Origin of the sequence: Methylophilus methylotrophus DSM 46235 = ATCC 53528, from assembly GCF_000378225.1 — a bacterium.
Classification (GTDB): Bacteria; Pseudomonadota; Gammaproteobacteria; order Burkholderiales; family Methylophilaceae; genus Methylophilus; species Methylophilus methylotrophus.
In genome coordinates this window covers 204,882-226,842 of the sequence record NZ_KB905143.1, presented here as the reverse complement: position 1 = coordinate 226,842, position 21,961 = coordinate 204,882, and the positions used below count along the sequence as shown (strand labels likewise).

Here is a 21,961-nt window from a genome sequence, read left to right as displayed (position 1 = left end):
CGCTGATACGGCGCATGGCGCATTCAAACCCGCATATAAACGGATCAATACATGATTTCAGGCTTGGTACAACTTTTCTTATGGCAAGGACTGGGTGAACTGCTCAGCAAGTTCTTTTTACCTGGCATTCCTGGGCCAGTGCTGGGCTTGCTGCTACTGCTGGCATTTTTATGTTTGCGCGGCCAGGTAGATAAAGACCTGGCCGAGGTGGCGGACAGTTTTCGCCAGCATCTGGGCCTGTTGTTTGTGCCTGCCTCAGTCGGTGTTTTGCTGTTTTTGCCAGAATTAAAGACCCATGCGCTGGCAGTGAGTACGGCGCTGGTGATCAGTGTGATTTTGACCATAGCGGTCACCGCGATTGTGTTGAAGATGTTCTGGTATTTTTCACTAAAACGCCACAAAGGCAACGCCTTGCACAGGGAGCAGCGCCATGAATAAGCGTTTGCCGATTTCCGACATCTGGGTCTACCTCTCGGGCGACCCGCTGTTTGCGCTGATCATTACATTGGCCACTTACCAGCTGGGTTACCTGCTGTATGTGCGTGCCAAGCGCAATCCATTGGTCAACCCGGTCGCTATTTCCGTGATCCTGACCTGCCTGGCGATAGACGTGCTGGACATGCCCTATGAAAAGTATTTTGAAGGCGCCCAGTTTGTGCACTTTTTACTGGGCACCGCGACCGTGGCACTCGCCGTACCGATCTATCACGGTTTCAAACGCATGCAGGGCAAGATCTTCCATATCTGGGTAGCGCTCACTGTAGGCAGCACTGTCTCCATTGCCAGTGCAGTGGCCATTGCCAAACTCATGGGGGCGACTGATAACATTGTCGGCAGCATGTATGCCAAATCGGTCACCGCCCCAATTGCCATGGGCATTGCCGAGCGCTTAAGCGTTTCGCCGACCCTGACAGCAGTGTTCACCGTGATTACAGGCATGCTGGGTGCGATTCTGGCGCCTTACATCCTCAATGCCGTCAAAGTGCAGCAATGGTGGATACGCGGTACGGCAATTGGTGTGGGTGCACATGGGCTGGGGATTACGCGAGCGTTTAGTGTGAATGAAGAGGCGGGGATTTACGCCAGCATGGCCATGGGGCTGAATGGCGTGATCAGCGCCATAGGATTGCCGATTGTGTTGACTTATTTACGGCCGCATTTGGGGTTTTGAAATGTGGTTGGGATCATTCCCACTCTAGTCTATTTCATCTGGTCGTCATTCTGGCGTCGTTCAGAATCCAGTTATAGGGTGGGCATGTATGCCCACGCGGATTGGTGTGTGTTGTTTGTGATGTTCTTTTTCGCCTGTAGGCGAGTGACTTTTCTTTGCTTGCACAAAGAACAAGTAACCAAAAGAAAGTGCACCCTAGCTTCCGCTTGATTCCTGCGTTGCTCACCAAAACAAGCGGTCACGAAACTCGACCTGGCAGCTCACGAAATGCGTGAGCTGCTGCGGGACTCGAACAGTCGCTCCCTTCTCCCTTGTTTTGTCTGCGCTACTCGGCGCGTCAGATAGGGGCCCATGAAAAGCACACGCTTTCACTTTGGTCAGATTCTTTCCCCTGCATCCCGCTCAATCTTAGGTGAAAAATAGAAGTTGTAGGGTGGGCATGTATGCCCACGCGGATTGGTGTGTGTTGTATGTGATGTTCTGTTTCGCCTTTAGGCGAGTTACTTTCTGTTGCTTGCCCCACAGAAAGTAACCACAACTAACGAAGTGTTGCGGCGTAGGCTAACCTTTAGGTTAAGCCACAAAGTGGCGGCCGTAGCCAAAGAAGAGGGCACCCAGCCATCACGGCCTTCGGCTGCCTTGCGTTGCTCAGTAAATTAAATGGATGTTTGTCAGGTTGCTTTTCGCTTTTTCAGCGAGTTACTTTTCTTTGCTTGCACAAAGATAAAGTAACCAAAAGAAAGTGCACCCTAGCTTCCGCTTTTATCCTGCGTTGCTCATCAGCGTAGGCGTCCAGCGAAACTCGCCCTAGCGGCTTGCAAAGTTCGCAAGCCACCGCGGACCTCAGACAGCCGCTGGCCGAAGTCCCCCACGCTGACTGCGCTACTCGGCGCGTCAGATAGGGGCCCATGAAAAGCACACGCTTTCACTTTGGTCAGATTCTTTCCCCTGCATCCCGCTCAATCTTAGGTGAAAAATAGAAGTTGTAGGGTGGGCATGTATGCCCACGCGGATTGGTGTGTGTTGTTTGTGATGTTCTTTTCGCCTGTAGGCGAGTTACTTTTCTTTGCTTGCCCAAAGATAAAGTAACCAAAAGAAAGTGCACCCCAGCTTCCGCTTGTTTCCTGCGTTGCTCACCAAAATAAGCGCTCGCGAAACTCATCCTAGCGGCCTGCACAAATCGCAGGCCACTGCGGGATTCGGACAGCCGCTCGCTTCATCTTATTTTGCCTGCGCTACTCGGCGCGGCAGATGGGGACCCTGAACACCCGATGAGCGCAACGATCCGTGGATTGAAGAAAGGAATTGGTGTTTTTCAACGGTCCAAACTTCAACGATGCGAGTTTGGCGAGACAAATCCCATTCCATCACGCTGAGTAGCGGAAACAAAGTAAGGAAGAAGGGAGCGACTGTCCGAGTCCCGCAGCAGCTCACGTTTTATGTGAGCTGCCAGGTCGAGTTTCGTGACCACTTACTTTGTTGAGCAACGCAAGGGAGCCGCAGGCCGTGATGGCTGGGTGCCCTCTTCTTTGGTTACTTTCTGTGGGGCAAGCAACAGAAAGTAACTCGCCCAAAGGCGAAATAAATCGCCACAACAATCAACTAATATCGAAATGACTTAAGTACCTCACTAAAGAATTACTTTTTTAACAATGGCGCCATCGCCATCATCAGTCTTTCCGTTGTCCCTCTATGCTGCAACGTAAACCCTTTCGCCGCCTCCGCCATCATACGCACTTTCACCTTATCCGCCGCCAAGGCTGCAATCATGTCATGCAGCTCACTCACCTCTTTTAACTGCACCGCCGCATCGGCCAGCACGGCTGCTTGTGCCACCTGCGTAAAATTAAACATATGCGGCCCTAGTATCGTCGGGACGCCCATGGCCGCCGCTTCAATCAGGTTTTGCCCGCCCAGCGGCTGCAGGCTGCCACCCATCACGGCAAAGTCACTGGCGGCGTAATAGGTATACATTTCCCCCATGCTATTGCCCAGCACCACTTGCACATCGGCATTTAAGGGTTGTACCAGTTCTGTACGCAGCACATAACGCAGGCCACGTGATTTCAGTAGCGATTCCACCTCGGCAAAGCGTTGCGGGTGGCGGGGCACCAGCAGCGTGAGTACGCCTGTGCCTTGCACGGCATCGAGGATCAGTGACTCTTCACCTTCACGTGTGCTGGCAGCCATCAATACGGTGCGGTCCTGGCCGATTCGCTGGCGCAATGCCGCACCTTTGTCAGCGCTGTCTGTGGGAGGCGTGACGTCAAATTTAAGGTTGCCGCAGATGATTGGATGCGGTGCCCCAAGCGCTTGCAGGCGTTCGGCATCCGCGGCGGTTTGTGCGGCCACCAGTGCCAGTTGTTGCAAGCCTTGCCGTGTCAGGCTGCCGAGTCTGGCGTAGCCAGCGGCCGATTTGGCCGAGAGGCGCGCACTCAGCAGCGCCACCGGGATGTGCTGGCGCGTGGCCTGGTCAATCACATGGAACCATAACTCGGTTTCCATTAACAAACCTAATACCGGCTTGAAGTGCGCAAGGAAGCGTTTGCTGGCGCCCGGCGTGTCTACCGGTAAATAGGCTTGCAGTACACGGCCCTGGGTAATGTGCTGGCTAAACAGCTGGCGACCGGTGTCACGGCCAGTAGGCGTGCCGTGGGTGATGAGTATCTGGTGTTGCGGATACTGTTCAAGCAAGGCATGGATCAGCGGCTGTGTCGCGCGCGTTTCACCGACGGAGACGCAATGCACCCAAATTAGCGGGGCGTTGACGGTTTGCGTGTAATAGCCATAGCGTTCGCGCACATGCTGGCGGTATTCGGGTTGTTTCAGGCCACGCCAGAGCAGCTTGAGTGGCAGCAGTAGCGCCACCAGTGTCATGAGTAGGGAATACACGATTTTTGGCATGGCGCTATTCTCGCATTAATGCTACCAAAATGGGTGCTTCTGGTCGTTGTTTAGAGACTTGTTGTATTGCCGACACACCTCAAAAAACACGTGAGTGATGACTCACCTATGCTTTGGCGCCTGTTTCTTTCACGCTCAAAAAAATGCAATACATATACCGCAAAAAAAATCACAAAAAAAGCATTGACGTCAACAAGCTATAGGCATAAATTATTGCCAACAACACAAGATATTGTGTTTGACCGGTGCCGCGCCTCAAGCCATAGCGTGCGGCCATGCAAGCGTGAAAACGCTTGTTTTAAGCCGGTCCTGTTGCAACGCGTTGTTTACCGCAGGGGTTTTTTCCGGTGCACAACGCGTTATCAATTTAATAAGAAACACCAAGGTGGGAGAACTCGATGCTGAAAGCAGTTGAACAAAAGAAAGTCCAGTCAGAAGGAGTTGCTGTGGAGATTCCGGTGCAGCCCGTCTCACTCGATATCTGGGACAAGAAATACCGTCTCAAAACCAAGTCTGGCGAGCATGTGGATAAAGACATGGACGACTCTTATAGCCGAGTCGCCCGTGCGCTGGCGGACGTCGAAACCACCGAAGAAAAAAAGCAAGAATGGCACGAAAAATTCCTGTGGGCCTTGCGCCGTGGCGCGATTCCGGCAGGCCGTATTACCTCCAACGCTGGCGCACAAGAGCACAAGCCAGCTACCTCTACCATTAACTGTACCGTGTCAGGCGTGGTCGAAGACAGCATGGACGATATCCTGGGCAAAGTGCACGAAGCCGGTCTGACGCTCAAAGCCGGTTGCGGTATCGGTTACGAGTTCTCCACCCTGCGTCCAAAAGGCGCGTTTGTCGCCGGTGCCGGTGCCTATACTTCCGGCCCGCTGTCGTTTATGGATATCTACGACAAAATGTGCTTCACCGTGTCATCTGCCGGTGGCCGCCGTGGTGCACAAATGGCAACCTTTGATATTTCGCATCCAGACGTGACTGACTTTATCAAAGCGAAGCGTGAAAACGGCCGTTTGCGCCAGTTCAACCTGAGCTGCCTGATCACCAAAGAATTTATGGAAGCCGTCAAAGCTGATGCCGAGTGGCGCCTGGCTTTCCCGGTGACTGAAAAAGAAGCCATTATTGATGGCCTCAATGTCAACGATGAGTCACAAGTGGTGTGGCGCGACTGGCCAATCAAAGGCAAATACCTCACCAAGCTGGAAGGCCCAGAGGCCGGTAAAGTGGCTTGCCGCATTTACAAAACCATCAAGGCACGCCGTCTGTGGGATGTCATTATGTCTTCCACCTACGACTTTGCCGAGCCAGGCTTTATCCTGATCGACCGCGTCAACGAGATGAACAACAACTGGTTCTGCGAAAACATCCGCGCCACCAACCCATGCGGCGAGCAACCCTTGCCGCCATACGGCGCCTGCCTGCTGGGTTCTGTGAACCTGACCAAGTTTGTACGCGAGCCATTCACCGACAATGCGCATTTTGACTGGGACGAATACCGCGAAGTGGTGGCCGTGTTCACCCGCATGCTCGACAACGTGGTCGAAATCAACGGTTTGCCACTCGAGCAGCAACGCCAGGAAATCGCCCGCAAACGCCGTCACGGTATGGGCTACCTGGGCCTGGGCTCAACACTCACCATGCTCAAAATGAAATACGGTGATGAAGATTCAGTGAAATTCACTGAAGAAGTCACCCGCATCATGGCCGAAGTGGGCTGGGAAATCGGTGTGCAACTGGCCGAAGAAAAAGGCCCGGCACCGATCATGGACGAGAAATTTGAAGTCACTGCCGACATGCTGCGCGTTCGCCCCGAAATGGCGGCTGATGGCATCAAGGTTGGCCAGAAACTGGCCGGTAAAGTTTTGCTGGGCAAATACAGCCGCTATATGCAGCAGTTCCCAGAAGGCTTGCGTAACCAGATCGCCACCAAGGGTGTGCGCTTTACGCACCACAGCTCTATTGCGCCCACCGGCACGATCTCACTGAGTCTGGCAAACAACGCCAGCAACGGCATCGAGCCGAGCTTTGCCCACCACTATGCACGTAACGTGATCCGTGAAGGCAAAAAGTCCAAAGAGAAGGTGGACGTATTCAGCTACGAGCTGCTGGCCTACCGTGAACTGGTGAACCCGAACGCGATGCCGTTCAGCGACAAACCAGAAGAACAATTGCCGGATTACTTCCTCGATTCATCCACCATCATGGCAAAAGCCCACGTGGATATTCAGGCCGCGGCGCAAAAATGGATTGATAGCTCCATCTCCAAAACCATTAACGTGCCTACCGATTACGACTTTGAGGATTTCAAAGACATCTACCTCTACGCTTACGACAAGGGCTTGAAAGGTTGCACGACCTTTAGATTTAATCCCGAGGCATTCCAAGGGGTTCTGGTGACCGAGAAGGATTTAGAGAGCACCACTTACAAGTTTACGCTCGAAGATGGCACCGAGATCGAAGCCAAAGGGAATGAAGAGATTGAGTACGACGGAGAAATCCACACCGCCGCCAACTTATTCGACGCCTTTAAGGAAGGTTATTATGGCAAGTTTTAATTAGAGCCAAGCGGATTAAAAGTCCGCTGCTCTAAAAACTTGCCCATTAAAAGTAGTGGCAACCATCAAAATTTGAGCACGTTAAAAGATTGAGTTTATTAAAAAATTAAGCTCCAATAGGGAGAACAACATGGCAATTAAGATCGACAAAAAAATCACCGCCTACAAACTGGTGACCGATGAAGACAAAAAAGCAGCCGAGGCCGCAGCAGCGCCTGTCACGAATGTTATCCAAATGGGCGAACCATTAAGCCGCCCAGATATGCTTGTGGGTAACACCTACAAGATCAAAACCCCGGTGACCGAGCACGCGCTCTACATCACCATCAACGACGTCATCATGAACGAAGGCACGCCACAAGAACACCGCCGCCCGTTTGAGATCTTCATCAACTCCAAAAACATGGAGCACTTCCAGTGGATAGTCGCGCTCACCCGCGTCATGTCCGCCGTGTTCCGCAAAGGTGGCGATGTCACCTTTTTGGTTGAGGAACTCAAAAGCGTGTTTGAGCCTAGCGGCGGCTACTTTAAAAAAGGCGGCAAGTTTGTGCCCAGCCTGGTAGCCGAGATTGGTGAAGTGGTAGAAAAACACCTGCAAGAAATCGGTATGCTGAAAAAGCCAGGTTTAGACGAACACCAGCAAAAACTGGTAGAAGAGAAAAAAGCCGAATACCTGGAAAAACACGCCAAATCGGGTGAAGAATCAAATGATGAAGGCTTCCCAAAAGGAGCGCAGCTTTGCAAAAAGTGTAATACCAAAGCAAGCATCCTGATGGATGGATGCATGACTTGCTTGAACTGCGGGGATAGTAAGTGCGGTTAAACAATTAAATGAAAGGAGCTTCGGCTCCTTTTGTGAGTGGCAGCATAAATTGCAAGTTTGGCTTCATAAGCTGCAACTTCTGCCCCTAAAAGATGCAACTTAAGTTAACTTATTAAAACGAAAAGCCCCAATAACGGGGCTTTTGTATTGATACAAATTAGGGATTTTTCGCTTTCGGATTATTGATGTCTTGAGAGGATTTATCTCGCAGATTTCAGGATTCTTTTTTTGATTTGTTGATAAATTCGATGATACTCTTCGCAAGCACCAGTGAGGGGTTGTCTAGCTCTTTCTTTTCGTATTGAGTTGGTTGATTATCAGAGGCACTCTCAACTTTTCTTTTTTGCTCTTCCTCTTGCCAGTATGCATTGTACTTAGTAATGAACTCTTTATGTTCTGAAGGCATTTCATTAAAGAAAGAGTCGTTCTCTTCGTATATATATGGCTTGATTAAAACTTCACTTTCCATCTCATGAATAAATCTCATGCAGTAGTCAAATACATCTGATACCGCAATATCAGTCCTATTGTTAAACTTATCCTCTAGGGTTTCAAGATTGTTTGTTTGGGTATTATTATCAATCCAAAAGAGGGGATATGGAATTCCACCCATTACGCCCTTTAAACAAACCCTCTGGTCATAAAAGAATTTCACATCGGATTTTAATGACTTAACTTGGGGCCAAGCTTGTATGCATTTTGCTAAAAGTAAAGCCAAATCAATTGATAGGATAAATTTCCTGGGGGTGGCATGGCTTCCTAATCGAAAGCCATTATCAATTGATGGGCCAATATAATCTTTTATAAGGCCTTTCGTGTCGTTCTCAAATTTTTTGTCGTTTGTGATTCAAATCGAGATTCTTGCAATTCAACTCGAGATTGTCATTTTAATAAAATCAATTGATTAACAAATAACTCAACCTACAAAGTTGCACCAAAAATGGTTTTTTGCCAAATTTGAGATTTGTGTTGATGAAGTTCTAAAAACAGCTGAAGGTAATTACTTTAACAATCGCGGGCGCGTTACTTTTGGGCGCATGAAACTTACCAGGAAAGAAAAGAACAATGACTGACTATAGTCAAAAACTTGCAAATATGCGTGCCCGTCGCCAGAGAAGCTCAGTTACGGCATTGAAAAAATCGGAATCATACGCTACTGATTCTGTGAGTTTTGCTGAGGCATATGAAAGCGCTACATATACACAAATACTAGCGACATTTGAAAGCTGTAGCGGCTAATTATAATCATCCTTGTCCGTGTAGAAATGTATTTGCAGATAATACTGGAGGTAAGGATATTGAATAATGTTACACAAGTTATTTAGTATGAAATAGCCTATATATTAATGGTAATAGCATTAGTGTCATCATTGATGCACCTCCTAAACCCCAAACGATCACCGTTGACAATGGTCTTTGTACATCAGAACCTAGCCCATGCGCCAGAGACGCAGGCAATAGTCCCAAGATGGCCACTAAAGAGGCGATCACTATTGGCCTAAAACAATCCATGGCACCCTGTATGATGGCATCGTCCGTCGGGAGTCCATCCTTCTCAAGGGTTGTAATCGCCTTGATCATTAATACACCACTCATGATTGATATGCCAAATACCGCAGCAAAACCAACCCCTGAAGAGACATTCAAATTCATCCCGCGCAAATAGAGCGCCACCAATCCCCCTGTAAATGCAAATGGGATTGTAGAAAGTAAAATCAGGGCATATCGCTGTGATTTAAAGATTGCCACGATCAATAGATAAATAATCAAAATTGTGATGGGTACCAAGATGGAAAAATGTTTGCCTGCTCGATCCAGATTCTCAAACATGCCTATCCAATTTAAACGATAGCCTTCTGGCAGCTTCAGTTGCTTGGCAAACACCCCTTGGGCTTCAGAAACAAAGCCACCCTGATCACGGCCCTGAATATCACTGCGCACAGTAAGACGACGCACACTGTCTGCCCGCGCAATCATCGTTTGACCATCCACGACTTTAACTTTTGCCACTTGAGACAATGGAATGGGAATCCCATCAGCATTAAATACGGGTAAGCGCTGTATCGACTGCATGGAGTTCATATATTCAGAAGAAAACTTCACAGCGATATCGAATCTTTTCTCATCTTCGTAAATCACGCCCACTGGCGATCCACCAATAGCGGTATTTATTAAGGTGGACAAGTCGATAATATTGACTTTATAACGTGCGCACAAGGCTCTGTCTGGCTCAATAACCAGCTGTGGCTGCGGCCCTTCCTGCTCAATGTTGACATCCACCGCGCCAGGAATTGTTTTTAACAATGTTTCAGCTTGCTTTGCGAGTGATAGCAATACGGTTGAATCATTGCCGGAAAACTCAACAGCCATGTTTGCTGAAGTTCCATTGGAGTCTTCTGTCACACTATCAATAATAGGCTGTGTGAAATTAAATCGGGTGGTTGGAAACTCTGTTCTGAATGCGTTTCCAATCACGGTAATGAGTTCGCTCTTGCTATGTACTTGTGTCCAGGTTGTCGGATCATTTGGACCTATCATCATTTCAACTCTGCTGGGTGGATATGGGTCTGTACCACTGTCATTTCGACCAGCTTGTACGGTCACAAATTTAATGTCTGGAAAGGACATGGCAACCTCTCTCAGGCGTTTTCCGAAGAGCGATGTTTGCTCTAGCGAGGTACCCTCGGGGAAGTTTGCCCTGACCCAAATGACGCCCTCATCCATATAAGGCAAAAACTCGGAGCCCACTCTAGGGAAAATAAAAATCGTCAGTAATCCGATCAATAATGCAGACAATACAACAATCGATTGCGTGTGCTTGAGCGACCATGTTAGCGCAGCATGATATTGTTTCTTTAGGTACAGCAACAGCTTACTTTCTGTATCCTTAAAGCCATTTTTAAACAAAAAAGAAGCGATGACTGGTAAAACAAACAAGGAGAAAATGACTGCTCCGATCAAGGCAAAGACGATCGTTTGCGCCATGGGTCTAAACAGTAGGCCCTCTATATGAGTGAGGGTAAGCAAAGGCAAAAAGGCGCCCACAATAATCAGAACTGAAAAAAAGACTGGGCGTTCTACTTCTTGCGTCGCTTGAGCAATCGTTTGAATAGTCTTATCAGGCGCATCAGGATTGCTCGCATGCGCCTCATTGTTTGCGTGCAGTGCTCTGGCTATGCTTTCAGCAATAATGATGGCGCCATCTACAATAATGCCAAAGTCAATTGCACCAATGGATAGGAGGCCAATCGGGATACCCGTCAGGTACATGAGAATGATGGCAAAGAGTAATGAAAATGGGATGGTTAATGCAACCAGGATAGCAAGCGCTGGCCGCCCCAAAAACATGAGTAAAATAAACAATACGAGCATCACGCCAAAAGTGACACTATGTGCAACCGTGTGTATGGTGCTGGCGATTAATTGACTTCTATCATAAAACGGCACGATTTTTACGCCCAAGGGCAAACCTGACTTATTGAGCTCGTGGATAGCTGACTGTACCCGGTTCAATACATCGGAAGGGTTCTCGCCTTTTCGGAGTAAAACGATACCTTCGACACTTGCATCTTCATTATTTTTACTAAAGATCCCCGCAGGTATTTTTTTTGAAATTTGTATACTGGAAATATCCCGCAGATATAGCGGCTGGCCATCGACAGATTTGATGAATACATCGCCAATCTCTTTCTCATTTTTTAAAACACCAGTGCCGCGGATGACGAAAGACATCCCGCCTCTAGACAGCACGCTCCCACCAGAATTGGTATTGTTTGATTCTATTGCACTGATGGCCTCTTGCACTGAAAGACCATAACGCAATAGCTGTGAAGGATTAAGAATAATGCCATATTGCTTTTCAAAACCGCCAAAATTTGAAACCTCGGCAACCCCCTCTGCACGCAATAGGCGGGGAATGATTACCCAATCATTGAGCGTACGTAATTCGATTAAATCCTGCCGACCATCAGATACCAGTTCATAACGCACCATTTCACCATACGCCGTAGCGAGAGGTCCAATTTCTGCCTCAGCACCAGCCGGTAAGCTGATCAGCGCTAATTTTTCCTGTACTCTTTGCCTTGCCCAATAACTTTCTGTGCCTTCTTTAAAGATGAGTTGAACAACAGATAAGCCAAAAATTGTGCGAGACCTTATTGTTTCGACATGCGGAACATTTTTCATGGCGATCTCTATCGGTACAGTTACCTGTCGCTCTACTTCCTCAGGTGCCTGACCTGGAAACACAGTGATAACTTGTACCATCTGTGAGGATATGTCCGGGTAGGCGTCTATTTTCATTTGTGTGAATAAAAATATGCCTGCTATGGAAATAGCCGATGCAATTAGTAGTACCGCCCAACGATATTGGAGAGCGTATTTAATAAAGCGGGCAATCATGACTATGCCGCCTGCTTGGATAGAGAAGTTATTGTCATGACGACTTTCTCAGCGATTGGCTTTAATAAAATGGCCCCGTGACCGATCACTTTTTCTTCTTCAGTCAGCCCATCTAAAATCTCTACCCAATTCGCGTCAAAACGCTCACCGACCTTCACTTCTGTGACTTGCCATTGATTATCTTGAACCATTCGGAAGACATAGTCTTTATCACGAATATGGATCAATGCATCGGACGGTATTAAGAGCGAGTCTCGGGCATCAGTGCCTAAACCAATGTCGGAGAACATGCCAGGAATTAATTCACCATTCTGATCTGATATTGTAAAGAATACTTTTAGGGTTCTTTTCTCGATAGACAGCGAGGGAGAGATGCTCTGTACACGTCCTGTAAAAACTTTATCAAGATGACCATAAAAGCGGGCAGCAAGTTGCTGGTTAACTTTAATTTTGTCGATACTGACTTCAGGCACATCCCCTGCCACCAATACAGCGGTTTGTCCGAGTTTTGCCAGTAGCTCTACATCCACCCCGGCTTGCAGCAAGCGTCTCTCGGCATCGGCAAAACTATGCTTCGCCTGTACCATTGCATTTTGCAAATCAAATAATGACTTTTGTCCTTCCAGTTGTGTTTGTAATAGATTCGATTCTGCAAGATTCAAGTCCCGTGCCGCTTCAGTACCAATCTCTACAAGCTTCCTCAGCCTTTCAACTTCCGTTTTCTGAGTGCGTAATTGAGTGGCTATCAATTCTTGTGTTTTAAGTATTTGTTTTTTCAAAAATGCAATGTCGGTTCCATACTTCTGCCAGTCAGCATAAATGGCAGACAGTTCTTGACTATTAAATTCAAAATTATCTTCCTGTGGCAATAGTCCACTTTTTCTTTTTGCAATTACAGTCCCGGTCATTGTCAACATGGGGATAGAAACAGATGTTTTCTGTAGTTGAAGGATGCTCATTTTTCGATACAACGGAGATTGTGGATCAATTTTGATCGTATGATTATTTAATACAGTCACCGGAGAAGGTGTCGGCACTTGACTCTTTATAGGGCGGGACTTTCCGCTGGTTTCTTTTAGGTTAAACCAGAGCACCAGTGCTAGCGCGATGACCAATAAGGCGATATAACTGAGGTGAATGTGTTTTTTGCTATTCATTTTAAAATTTGCTTTCCAACAGCTGCATTCAATGCGTATAAGGTATGCCAGTAGCTTGATAAATTCTGGATATGTGAGCGATAACTGTCTCGGTAATTTCTTTGGGCATCCAGCAACTCAAACAAACTGTTGCCGCCAAGCGCATATGCCGTTTTGATCTTGTCTCTGATGAAGCGGGCTGACTCTAGTTTGGCTTCCGAGTCGATAGACAAAACTTGATGAACATTCGCATAGTTTTGATGGAGTTGCTCTATCTCTGACCGCAGTTCGACCAATTGACTGTCCAACAAATATTCAGATTGCGTTTTTACAGACTTTGCCTTGGCAATATTCCCTTGATTCCGATCAAATAATGGTAACGAGATGTCAATGCCAATTCCCCATGAGTTAGCGTCCGGGTAACCGATTGCTTTCTGCTGAAACTGTCTCGTTAAACCGAATCTGGGTGTGACAGAAGGGTAGGCATTAACCTCTTCCACTTTGAGTGCGGCGGATGAGCGTTCTATTTGTTTACGTATTGCCTGGATATCCGGTCTATTTTCTTCTGCAACGGCTAATAATGTTTGAATATCTGCCGGGGGAATCAGATGTGTAATCAATAAGTCGCCGTGAATTTGAACCTGGCTGGTCTTGCTCGTACCAAGGTAGCTTTTTAATTGGCTAAGCGCCGCTTGCAAAGTCGCCTCTCGTGCTCTTACTTCACTTCTGCTAGTGATTATTGATAATTTGACGCGATCAAGCTCAATAGTGCCAACTCCACCAACAACAACACGCTGGGTAGTGATTTTTTGCAGTTCGACAATGTCCTTCAAGTCCTCCTCGGCCAGCTTTAATAATTGCTGCGCCTCTAAGACATCATAAAAAGAGGCAATTGCCCCCGCAATTCGCTGCCTGATCACATCATTCACATTGAACCTGGCAACATCAATGCCTTTTTCTGCCTCAGCCACCTCAGCAGCTTTTTTACCAAATAGAAACCAGTCAACCGGATAGGAAACACCTATATCAAACTGCGGAGGGCCTCCTTGCCTGTCTGCGGTAAAGGGACGATTTAGTGGCATTAAAGTACCACTGGTAGAGATCACGGGGTTCGGCGGGAGCTTGGCTGTCTGCAAATCAGCCTCTGCCTGTCGAATGGATTCAATTGCTCCACGTATCTGTGCATCGGCATATAAAGCTTTAAGAATCACTTCATCCAGTCCAAGTATGGCAGTTGTGGCTGGTTGGTCGATGCGATCAATCTGCGCTTGAGAACTTTTTTTAAGGAGAGTCGGGCGTTCGTCAGACACAAATGCAGGCGGGCTAATGATCTCCTCAGCGACATTATGTGAAGCAAATAAAAACAATATGCTTGCTATGACAAAAGATGGTTTGTGACAATTAGTTTGTGCCATAACGCTGTTTAATTTTGTTGTGTTATATCCTGAAGTTGCAGCATGCTAATTCATTTGGCCAAATGAAATTCTGAATTTCTATTCAGAAATACTGGTTATGATTGCGATATGTTGGTGGGTTTTCTTAAAATGAAGAAAGTGACTTAAGCAGGAATAACAAGTCATGTTGTCTGACAAGGTGAATAACGTGTGAAGATACTTTTAGTAGAGGATGATGCAAAAGCTGCAAAATTAATTGCCAGAGGACTATTGGAGGAAGGCTTTTATATCGACATTGTTTCAACGGTCGCCGAAGCATTGGCAGCTCCACTGGGGATATATCATTTAATACTTCTGGACTGGATGTTGCCTGATGGAGATGGCCTAGACGTTTGCATCAAACTACGTAAAAGCAAAATGATGATCCCCATTCTGATGTTAACGGCCAGAGATACAGTGACTGACAAAATAACTGGTTTAAATAGTGGCGCCGATGATTACCTGCCTAAGCCATTTGTATTTGAAGAGCTTCTTGCACGTATGCATTCATTATTAAGGCGTAATGCATATACCAAAGTTGAAATGATCACCATTGCTGGCATTAGTATCCAAACCTACACAAAAACGGTCATCAGGCATGGTCACCGGGTGATTCTGACCGCAAAGGAATTTGATCTTTTAGAAATGTTGATGCGAAATGCTGGCAACGTTATCTCCAGAAAAGAAATCGCTCAACGACTATGGCAGCAAGACATGATCGGGATAGACAATTTAATTGACGTCAATATCAAAAATCTGAGACAAAAAATAGACTTGCCATCCCAGTCCAAGTTAATTCATACCGTTAGAGGCGCTGGTTTTATTTTTGAAGAAAGAAGAGAAATTGAAACTTAACTTTCGGCAAAAACTCACGCTTATTCATCTTGTTACAATCATATTCATTGTCACTGCGACGGCTTTGTTTTCGTGGTGGCGCCTATCGATTGTCATAAATGGGCAATTGGATGCAGCTTTAGTGGCCTTGGCCGAAACTGAAGCAGATATGATGATGTTTGCCCATGATGAACAAGAGATCAGAGTTCATGACAGTCAGCACGAAAAGGAAACCCCTTCACTTAGCAGAATTGATAGACTCATCCAAATAGTCGATCCGCAAGGATTTACGATAGCCAAAAGCCACAACCTTGGTAACGCAAATCTCCCCATCCAAAAATTGCGATCTAGATTCGGTAAAGATATTCAATTTGCAACTGTCAAACATTTTGCCAATGAACCTCTCAGAGTTGTCATCTACCCTGTAGAAAAAAATCATCATCGCTATTTCATCCTAGTGGCGGGATCATTGGATGATATCCACCAAACACTCGATTCCGCAACTTTCACTTTTGTCTCCATGACAATCGTGCTCGCGCTTGCCATCACTTGGGCGAGCGCTATTCCAATCAAACGGTTACTAAAAGTCATAGATCATATCGTGACCAAGGCTAAAGAAATTAGTCAGGATAGTTTAAACCTGCGTTTACCTCACGACGATGGTCAGGATGAAATCTCTAAACTCATTGAGACACTGAATGAGATGTTAAGCAGGCTTGAACAGTCATTTCTAATACAAAAGAGCTTTACCGCGCACGCATCACATGAATTGAGATCACCTCTATCTCGCATGCGCACCGATATTGAGGTCACACTAAGAAGAAGTCGTGATTCCCAAACTTATTTGCAAACGGTGCAATCATGTTTAGTCGAAGTTGAGAACCTTACGAATATCGTGCATGGATTGACGTTACTGGCTGAGTTAGATGCCAAACAAACGTTAGAACGTCATGAATTAGTCTCTGTTACTGGCCTAGTAAATGCAGCAGTGAGACTACAAGAAAACGCATTCAGGGAAAAAGGGATTCTACTTAACATAATACTGGAGAATGAATTTGAAGTGAGAACGCATCGAGAGTTTGCGACTTTAATCATCAGCAATATTCTCGATAATGCCGTCAAATACAGTCCAGCTGGAACCTCAATTCTTGTTAAGGGCAGTAGGAATCAAGGCCGTATTGAGTTAAATATCATAGATGCGGGCGATGGATTTCTACAAGATGAACTTCCCTTTATTTTTGATCGATTTTTCAGAGGTAGGGAGTCTTTGAAAAAACAAATTCCAGGATGTGGTTTGGGTTTGGCATTAGTAAAAATACTGGCTGAATTTTCAGGTTGTGTGGTGACAGCCAGTCAACATTCTGGAGGGGGTGCCTGTTTTACGATCAGGTGGTAGATAAACATATAAAAATCTCGAGACAGAGCACAACTGTTGTACTGATTTTAGACTAATGCCTCAGACTTTCAACTCACTGTTCTGTTAAATTTCGAGTTAATTTGCAAGACACATGCTAAATCTCAACTTATGTTGCAAATGGCTTGAAATTCATATTTGCATGACTCCTACTAAGTCTTTGATTTGTATTGATGTTGGGTCTTAAGTCAAATTGCAGACGACATTTTTGCAGCAATCTAAAATTTGCAACAACTGAGTCATCATCTACCATATCCTCTGACTGACCTGATCTTAGGATTAGCTCATGATTAATTACAGGAAACCCCGCTATCCAACCAGTCAGTTTTAAGTCCAAGCTTTTTGAAAACTTCTTAATGGCCGGCCTAAATTTTTCTGCAGCTCTTTTCCACGCAATTACATACACTGCTACATGTCTATAATCTTTGATTTGAACAGTGTAGATGAGCTCATCACCAGCACTCTTCCATAGGTTTGGTTCGTCACCACTTGGCCAGCTATAGTCGGTCTGATTTTCTTTATTCAATGCTCTCCACTCTTGGATGAAGAGCCGATCAATCTCTCGATAAAAATTCGTGGTTGCCCTAAACCAAGCAGGACTAACCTCTGTAGAGTTGAGATTTTTGGGAGTGGATTGTTTAAATGCGGTTGAGCCAACTATATCTACACTAAGAAATAATCGTAGCTTAGGCTTAAGGAATTGGGGAACATTCAGTTCCGCTAAGCTGATATCCTGCATTTCAATTGAGGAGATTTAGCGATTTAGCTCTAACTTCAGCCGCCTGAACAGAGACGAAAAAATGAGAAGCAAGAGAGTACAAGTCTCCAGCAAACTTCACATAACTTGAAGTGAATTCTTCTTTTGGCATTAGGAATCCTGCAGCAAACCAATTGGCCTCATATTCTGCGAAGGAGTCGCCATAACGCATTGCTTTGAGCGAGCCTATTTCATCCCCATTGCTTTTATGAAAAATGTAATGCAGGAAATAATGGCCTAGTTCATGACAAATTGTGAATCTATCCCTTGATTCACTTGTATGGTCTGCAAGATTTATTTCAAAGTTTCCGATATCGCTAATTGATATAGAGCCAGATGCAGAATCCATTTCAAGCAAGCTTTGATAATGAATCTTGCCGCCGAGCTTTTCGACGATTGGAGCTAATGAATCGCCAGGTTTATAACCTAAGTCTCGAGCGACTATTTCACTAAACTCGAAGATTTTATCTTTACCAAGCTTACATGGCCTAATATCTTCGCTCATGATAACTCCCCTAAAGAAACTTTCGAATTCTACCAAATTTCGCTGCCGCGCGGTTGAAATGAATCTGTTTGCGATTTGAAAATACGGAGCATTTTTTATGCGAACCAATATATATTCAGTAAAGTTTATGTCACAGGTTTTTCATTTAACGGTAAATGGGTAGTAAAACTTCAAAGTTTTCATATGCATTAAACCGTCAACATTATTGACATTGAATTGTTGTGTACTGTTCACTGCCCCACCAGGCTGTAATCGATGAATAAGGAAAATGAGCGACAATTTTCAGTTCTCCTAGATATGAATTAATAGGCGTGAAGAAGGCGGCGCTTACAAATTAACTTCGTAATTAAACTCAGGTGTTAATAATCCAACTTGACACCATCGCCACATTTAGCGATGATTTCGTCATGCGCTACGACGGTGGAAAAGGGGTCAGTTTCCCTCATATCATTAATCTCATACCTCCTCATCGGAGGTACATAGAAACTCACCTAGGTGGCGGTGCTGTAATGCGGCATAAACGACCAGCTATCAGTCAAATAGGAATAGATCTTGATTCTAAGGTAATAGAAACTTGGAGTCAGAATTTTCCCCATTATTGCGACATTATTCATGGTGATGCCGTAAGTCACCTCGAGTTTATGAGCCTTGATGCTGATACGGTGGTATATGCAGACCCCCCATACATGACAGAAACACGCCGTCGGACCCGTGTCTATCGATGTGATTACACGGAGCAGGATCATGTCCGTCTATTGGAGTGCTTAACATCTCTTCCTTGCAAGGTCATATTGTCTGGCTATCCATCAAAACTATACGAGAAATATCTGGCGAATTGGTCAGTGTATAGATTTGAAGCAAAGACACACGTAGGAATTCGGGAAGAATGGGTATGGTTTAACTATAAAAAACCAAGTGTACTTCACGACGATCGTTATTTGGGCAGCGACTTTCGTGAACGCGAACTAATCAAGCGTAGACAAGACCGGCTCAGAGATCGTATTAGCAAGTTATCTGAGTCAGAAAAGTCCTCACTTTATTCTTGGTTATCCAATGAAGTTAAACAGCGAGTTGATATATGACTCAAACATTACGCTATTGGATTAATGAAGAGGAAATAGTTCGTCATTTTCCTGCTGCTGATGCAGAGGTTATGCCCGGTGTTCGGTGGGGCGAACCTTGGACATTGTTTACTCCCGCATATTGGTTGTCTCAATTTTGGATGAATGACTTGGATAAAGTTCAGCATTCACCGTATCAAGCTCGAGGAACTCTTGCTGAAGAAGTGGTTTTTTGTTTGCTCGGAGGATTTGGGATTACTGCAGAGCTTGCAACAGCAGCATTTGAAGCCTGTTGCGAAAGAGGGCTGATACAAACAATGGAGTCAAATCCTGAGGTTTGGAGTGCTGTGCTTCTGCGACCTTTAAGTTTGAATGGCAAAACGCAACATTATCGCTACCCGAACCAAAAAGCACGTTTTCTTGGTGCTGCTATGGGATTTTTACAGGAGAATCCTTTAGAGAAGGTCTCTGGTCTAGCACTTAGAGATTCGTTGTTAAAAATACAGGGTATTGGTCCAAAAACAGCTGGCTGGATTACTCGCAACTATTCTGATTCCGATGAGGTGGCCATATTAGATATTCATATCGTTCGCGCTGGCGTGCTATGTGGTTTTTTTAGCTCGGATGAACGAGTAGAAAAAAATTATTTTGCAATGGAAACACGTTTCCTTAAATTCAGCGAGGCTTTAGGTGTTAGACCTTCTGTTCTTGACTGTCTTATATGGGATCAAATGCGTAGTCTCGGTGGGGTAGCATTAAATGCATTGCGAGATAAGCAGTTATGCAAAACAAATAATCAAACTAAACTAACACAGCCTGAAAGGCGGCAAACACAACTTCTTTTTAAGGGTTTCTAGCGTTCGTACCCCAGCGTTCTCATTATCTCGGAATGCTTAAAGCAACCTCGGCATTGACCACAAGCAAAATTACTCATATGGCATGAATGACACCATCCAAGGGTTCCTGTCGATATTTTTGATTTATGGATCAGTTCAATACTTGTTAATTCTATACCTGGTGCCGAGAGGTTTAGTTTACCTTCCTGAATAATTAGTAATTTATTCATTGCTACTATAAAGTCTTTTGTACCATCTTTATGCCTCAAATCAGTTACAACAGTACCAATTAGAATGCGGGCACAATCATGCTGCATTGCGATCATAGCTCCAAGAGTAATGAGGAGCTGGTTACGGAAAGGCCAAAATTCTGAATTCTCCGAATGAACGGATCCCTTTCTATTTAACATATCACCACTGCCAAATTGAGTTGTATCGGCCTTCCTAACCAGATGCTTAAGCTTTAATTCTTTGCATATTTGAGCCGCAGAAGTGATTTCTGCTTGTGATGCAAGTTGCCCATAGTCAATTGTTAAGCATAGAGAAGGCCGCAGCCATGCGGCTATTGCAGATGACTCAATACCGCCAGAGAGTAGCAGGAGATCAGACATCACCCATCAGAAACCAGCATACAGCATATATACCAGTAGTAAGATCAGTTGTAACTTCACAACCTGATCCTATAATCATAGTTAGTAATTCAGGATTAACACTTTCAGCTACAATTACTACAGGAATGTCTTTAGCTCTTGCGTATCCTACTTCAAATACAGTACCAGGATCTAAACCATCTAGTAATGCAATGACTACACCAGACTGTTCAAGTCCAAAGAGGTCAGCAGGCGCGACCTCTTCTGCGGGTCCTATGCCGACATCATGTATAGGAGAGAATACTTTGAATCCCATGTCCTGAAGGGCATCTCTGACTTCATCAACTCGCCATTGTTCTGCGGTATTGAAAAAAGGAGCTGCTATATAAATTTGTGTGTTAGGTATAAACCTCTGTCCTTGCCCCGAAAAATTGAGTTCTGCTGATTTTGCCTCCTCTCGATAATTGGGAAGAAGATTTGAATCAATCGTGTCTTGCCCTCCTTCGACGTAGGCGGCAGTTATTCTAGAAGCAAACCATGCTGCAGAAACTGGTGGTTGTCCCTCAATCAACCAAGCGTATGCAAAAGCTGCTGAAAAAGCATCTCCTGATCCGATCTTGTGAACGTGATAAGTAGGAAATGGACGCACCCAGTCATGAGTTGTTGAGGTTTTAACTAATGCACCTTGTGGCCCACATTTCACTACCACAACTGAAACGTTAGGTTGCTCGAATAACTTTTCTGCAATTTTTGTACATTCAGTCTCCCCTGTTAAAGCCACGCCTTCAGAGTGGGAAACAACTAAAGCTAGCTCATCTGCAGTCGAACCGTTAATGTCAAAGGGTTTAGATTTGATACCATCCTGAGGATCGTATACTACTCGTTTTGCATGAATTGGAGGCCTACCCTCTATCATCCCATACACAATTGCTAGGTCTGCATGAATTGGAGGAATGTTCGAATTTTCGATATTGAGGCAATAATGGATGGTAGGTTTACCTAAAGGATACCTATATCTAAACCAAATATCATCTATTCTAGGATGATTAACTAATCTATAACCTAAATTCGATGCTATTGATTCGAAGATAGGTTTCAGCTTAGGGCCTGTAGTAGTATGAAAAGTAACCTCGCTATGAAGGCTTGCAAGTATTGCTGCTGCTCGACCACCGCTTCCTCTGTAAAGCTGAAGACGAGGGTAGGCGCACTCTTCCCCATATGAGCCACCGACAACAGTTATAGGAGATGTGGTCATTTTATAGATACCTGAACCGTATAATTTCCCTTGTCTATTGAAACGATGGTAGCGGAGTATTTATATCCGTTTTGGATACAGTTAATTAGCGCTGCAACTTGAGTGCCTGTTAGTGATCCTGCTGTATCGCCCATATATTCCACTATTACGGAAATCGTTGGAGCCGTTTGGAGTTTCACCTCAAGTTCTGTTGTTATACCGAGTGGCCCAAGTACTGCAGGTTGGGGTGAGTTTATGTTTGCTCGAAAGTTTACGCGCTCACATGGGTTGCTCGGCA

17 protein-coding genes are annotated in these 21,961 nt (G+C 45.5%); 8 read left to right on the top strand and 9 right to left on the bottom strand.

Going from position 1 to position 21,961, the window contains the following annotated elements; translation table 11 throughout:
• The first annotated feature begins 51 nt into the window (after positions 1–51).
• Together F463_RS0109605 and F463_RS0109600 are read left to right on the top strand one after the other, a co-directional pair.
• Positions 52–438: a CidA/LrgA family protein gene (locus tag F463_RS0109605; RefSeq protein ID WP_018986870.1), complete on the top strand. Its 387-nt coding sequence runs from the start codon at positions 52–54 to the stop codon at positions 436–438.
• Positions 431–1,171, top strand: coding sequence for an LrgB family protein (locus F463_RS0109600; RefSeq protein ID WP_018986869.1), 741 nt, complete (start codon positions 431–433; stop codon positions 1,169–1,171). The genes F463_RS0109605 and F463_RS0109600 overlap by 8 nt, the downstream gene beginning before the upstream one ends.
• Positions 1,172–2,809: 1,638 nt before the next feature.
• On the opposite strand, the gene waaA is transcribed toward F463_RS0109600, so the two are convergent.
• Complete coding sequence (gene waaA, locus F463_RS0109595) at positions 2,810–4,075, bottom strand: lipid IV(A) 3-deoxy-D-manno-octulosonic acid transferase (protein WP_026295484.1); 1,266 nt, start codon at positions 4,073–4,075, stop codon at positions 2,810–2,812.
• A 398-nt stretch (positions 4,076–4,473) separates the two neighbouring features.
• Here waaA and F463_RS0109590 point away from each other — a divergent pair, with 398 nt between their 5' ends.
• Both F463_RS0109590 and F463_RS0109585 read left to right on the top strand, forming a co-directional pair.
• Entirely contained in the window at positions 4,474–6,639 is a 2,166-nt protein-coding gene (locus F463_RS0109590) for an adenosylcobalamin-dependent ribonucleoside-diphosphate reductase (RefSeq protein WP_018986867.1), read from the top strand.
• 130 nt (positions 6,640–6,769) lie between these two features.
• The gene (locus F463_RS0109585; protein WP_018986866.1) at positions 6,770–7,462 is read left to right on the top strand and encodes a TSCPD domain-containing protein; all 693 of its coding nucleotides are present in this window, start codon (positions 6,770–6,772) and stop codon (positions 7,460–7,462) included.
• Between the two features lie 214 nt (positions 7,463–7,676).
• Here the strand turns inward: F463_RS0109585 and F463_RS14625 are convergent, their stop codons facing one another.
• From F463_RS14625 to F463_RS0109565, 4 genes are all read right to left on the bottom strand, one after another.
• Positions 7,677–8,180 (bottom strand): hypothetical protein, encoded by a 504-nt coding sequence (locus F463_RS14625; RefSeq protein ID WP_018986865.1) that lies wholly within the window; start codon positions 8,178–8,180, stop codon positions 7,677–7,679.
• A 599-nt stretch (positions 8,181–8,779) separates the two neighbouring features.
• Complete coding sequence (locus tag F463_RS0109575) at positions 8,780–11,863, bottom strand: efflux RND transporter permease subunit (protein WP_026295483.1); 3,084 nt, start codon at positions 11,861–11,863, stop codon at positions 8,780–8,782.
• 2 nt (positions 11,864–11,865) lie between these two features.
• A complete protein-coding gene (locus tag F463_RS14280; protein ID WP_018986863.1) occupies positions 11,866–13,020 on the bottom strand; it encodes an efflux RND transporter periplasmic adaptor subunit in 1,155 nt (384 codons plus the stop codon).
• A complete protein-coding gene (locus tag F463_RS0109565; RefSeq protein WP_018986862.1) occupies positions 13,017–14,414 on the bottom strand; it encodes a TolC family protein in 1,398 nt (465 codons plus the stop codon). The genes F463_RS14280 and F463_RS0109565 overlap by 4 nt, the downstream gene beginning before the upstream one ends.
• A 189-nt stretch (positions 14,415–14,603) precedes the next feature.
• Here F463_RS0109565 and F463_RS0109560 point away from each other — a divergent pair, with 189 nt between their 5' ends.
• Positions 14,604–15,287 (top strand): response regulator transcription factor, encoded by a 684-nt coding sequence (locus F463_RS0109560; protein WP_018986861.1) that lies wholly within the window; start codon positions 14,604–14,606, stop codon positions 15,285–15,287.
• Positions 15,259–16,662, top strand: a complete 1,404-nt coding sequence (locus F463_RS0109555; RefSeq protein WP_026295482.1) for a sensor histidine kinase — start codon at positions 15,259–15,261, stop codon at positions 16,660–16,662. The genes F463_RS0109560 and F463_RS0109555 overlap by 29 nt, the downstream gene beginning before the upstream one ends.
• A 127-nt stretch (positions 16,663–16,789) precedes the next feature.
• On the opposite strand, the gene F463_RS14275 is transcribed toward F463_RS0109555, so the two are convergent.
• Both F463_RS14275 and F463_RS0109545 read right to left on the bottom strand, forming a co-directional pair.
• Positions 16,790–17,419 carry a hypothetical protein gene (locus F463_RS14275; RefSeq protein ID WP_018986859.1) on the bottom strand — a complete coding sequence of 210 codons (630 nt, stop codon included), beginning with the start codon at positions 17,417–17,419 and terminating at the stop codon, positions 16,790–16,792.
• 1 nt (position 17,420) lies between these two features.
• The gene (locus F463_RS0109545) at positions 17,421–17,942 is read right to left on the bottom strand and encodes an ImmA/IrrE family metallo-endopeptidase (RefSeq protein ID WP_033413367.1); all 522 of its coding nucleotides are present in this window, start codon (positions 17,940–17,942) and stop codon (positions 17,421–17,423) included.
• A 407-nt stretch (positions 17,943–18,349) separates the two neighbouring features.
• Between F463_RS0109545 and F463_RS15310 the strand changes: the two genes are divergently transcribed.
• Positions 18,350–19,024 (top strand): DNA adenine methylase, encoded by a 675-nt coding sequence (locus F463_RS15310; RefSeq protein ID WP_026295480.1) that lies wholly within the window; start codon positions 18,350–18,352, stop codon positions 19,022–19,024.
• Entirely contained in the window at positions 19,021–19,860 is an 840-nt protein-coding gene (locus F463_RS0109535; protein WP_018986856.1) for an 8-oxoguanine DNA glycosylase, read from the top strand. The genes F463_RS15310 and F463_RS0109535 overlap by 4 nt, the downstream gene beginning before the upstream one ends.
• On the opposite strand, the gene F463_RS0109530 is transcribed toward F463_RS0109535, so the two are convergent.
• Positions 19,857–20,450, bottom strand: coding sequence for a 7-cyano-7-deazaguanine synthase (locus F463_RS0109530; protein WP_018986855.1), 594 nt, complete (start codon positions 20,448–20,450; stop codon positions 19,857–19,859). The two genes, F463_RS0109535 and F463_RS0109530, sit on opposite strands and share 4 nt — an antisense overlap.
• Positions 20,443–21,684, bottom strand: coding sequence for a PfkB family carbohydrate kinase (locus F463_RS0109525; RefSeq protein ID WP_033413309.1), 1,242 nt, complete (start codon positions 21,682–21,684; stop codon positions 20,443–20,445). Before F463_RS0109525 ends, F463_RS0109530 begins: the two co-directional genes overlap by 8 nt.
• Between the last annotated feature and the right edge of the window lie 277 nt (positions 21,685–21,961).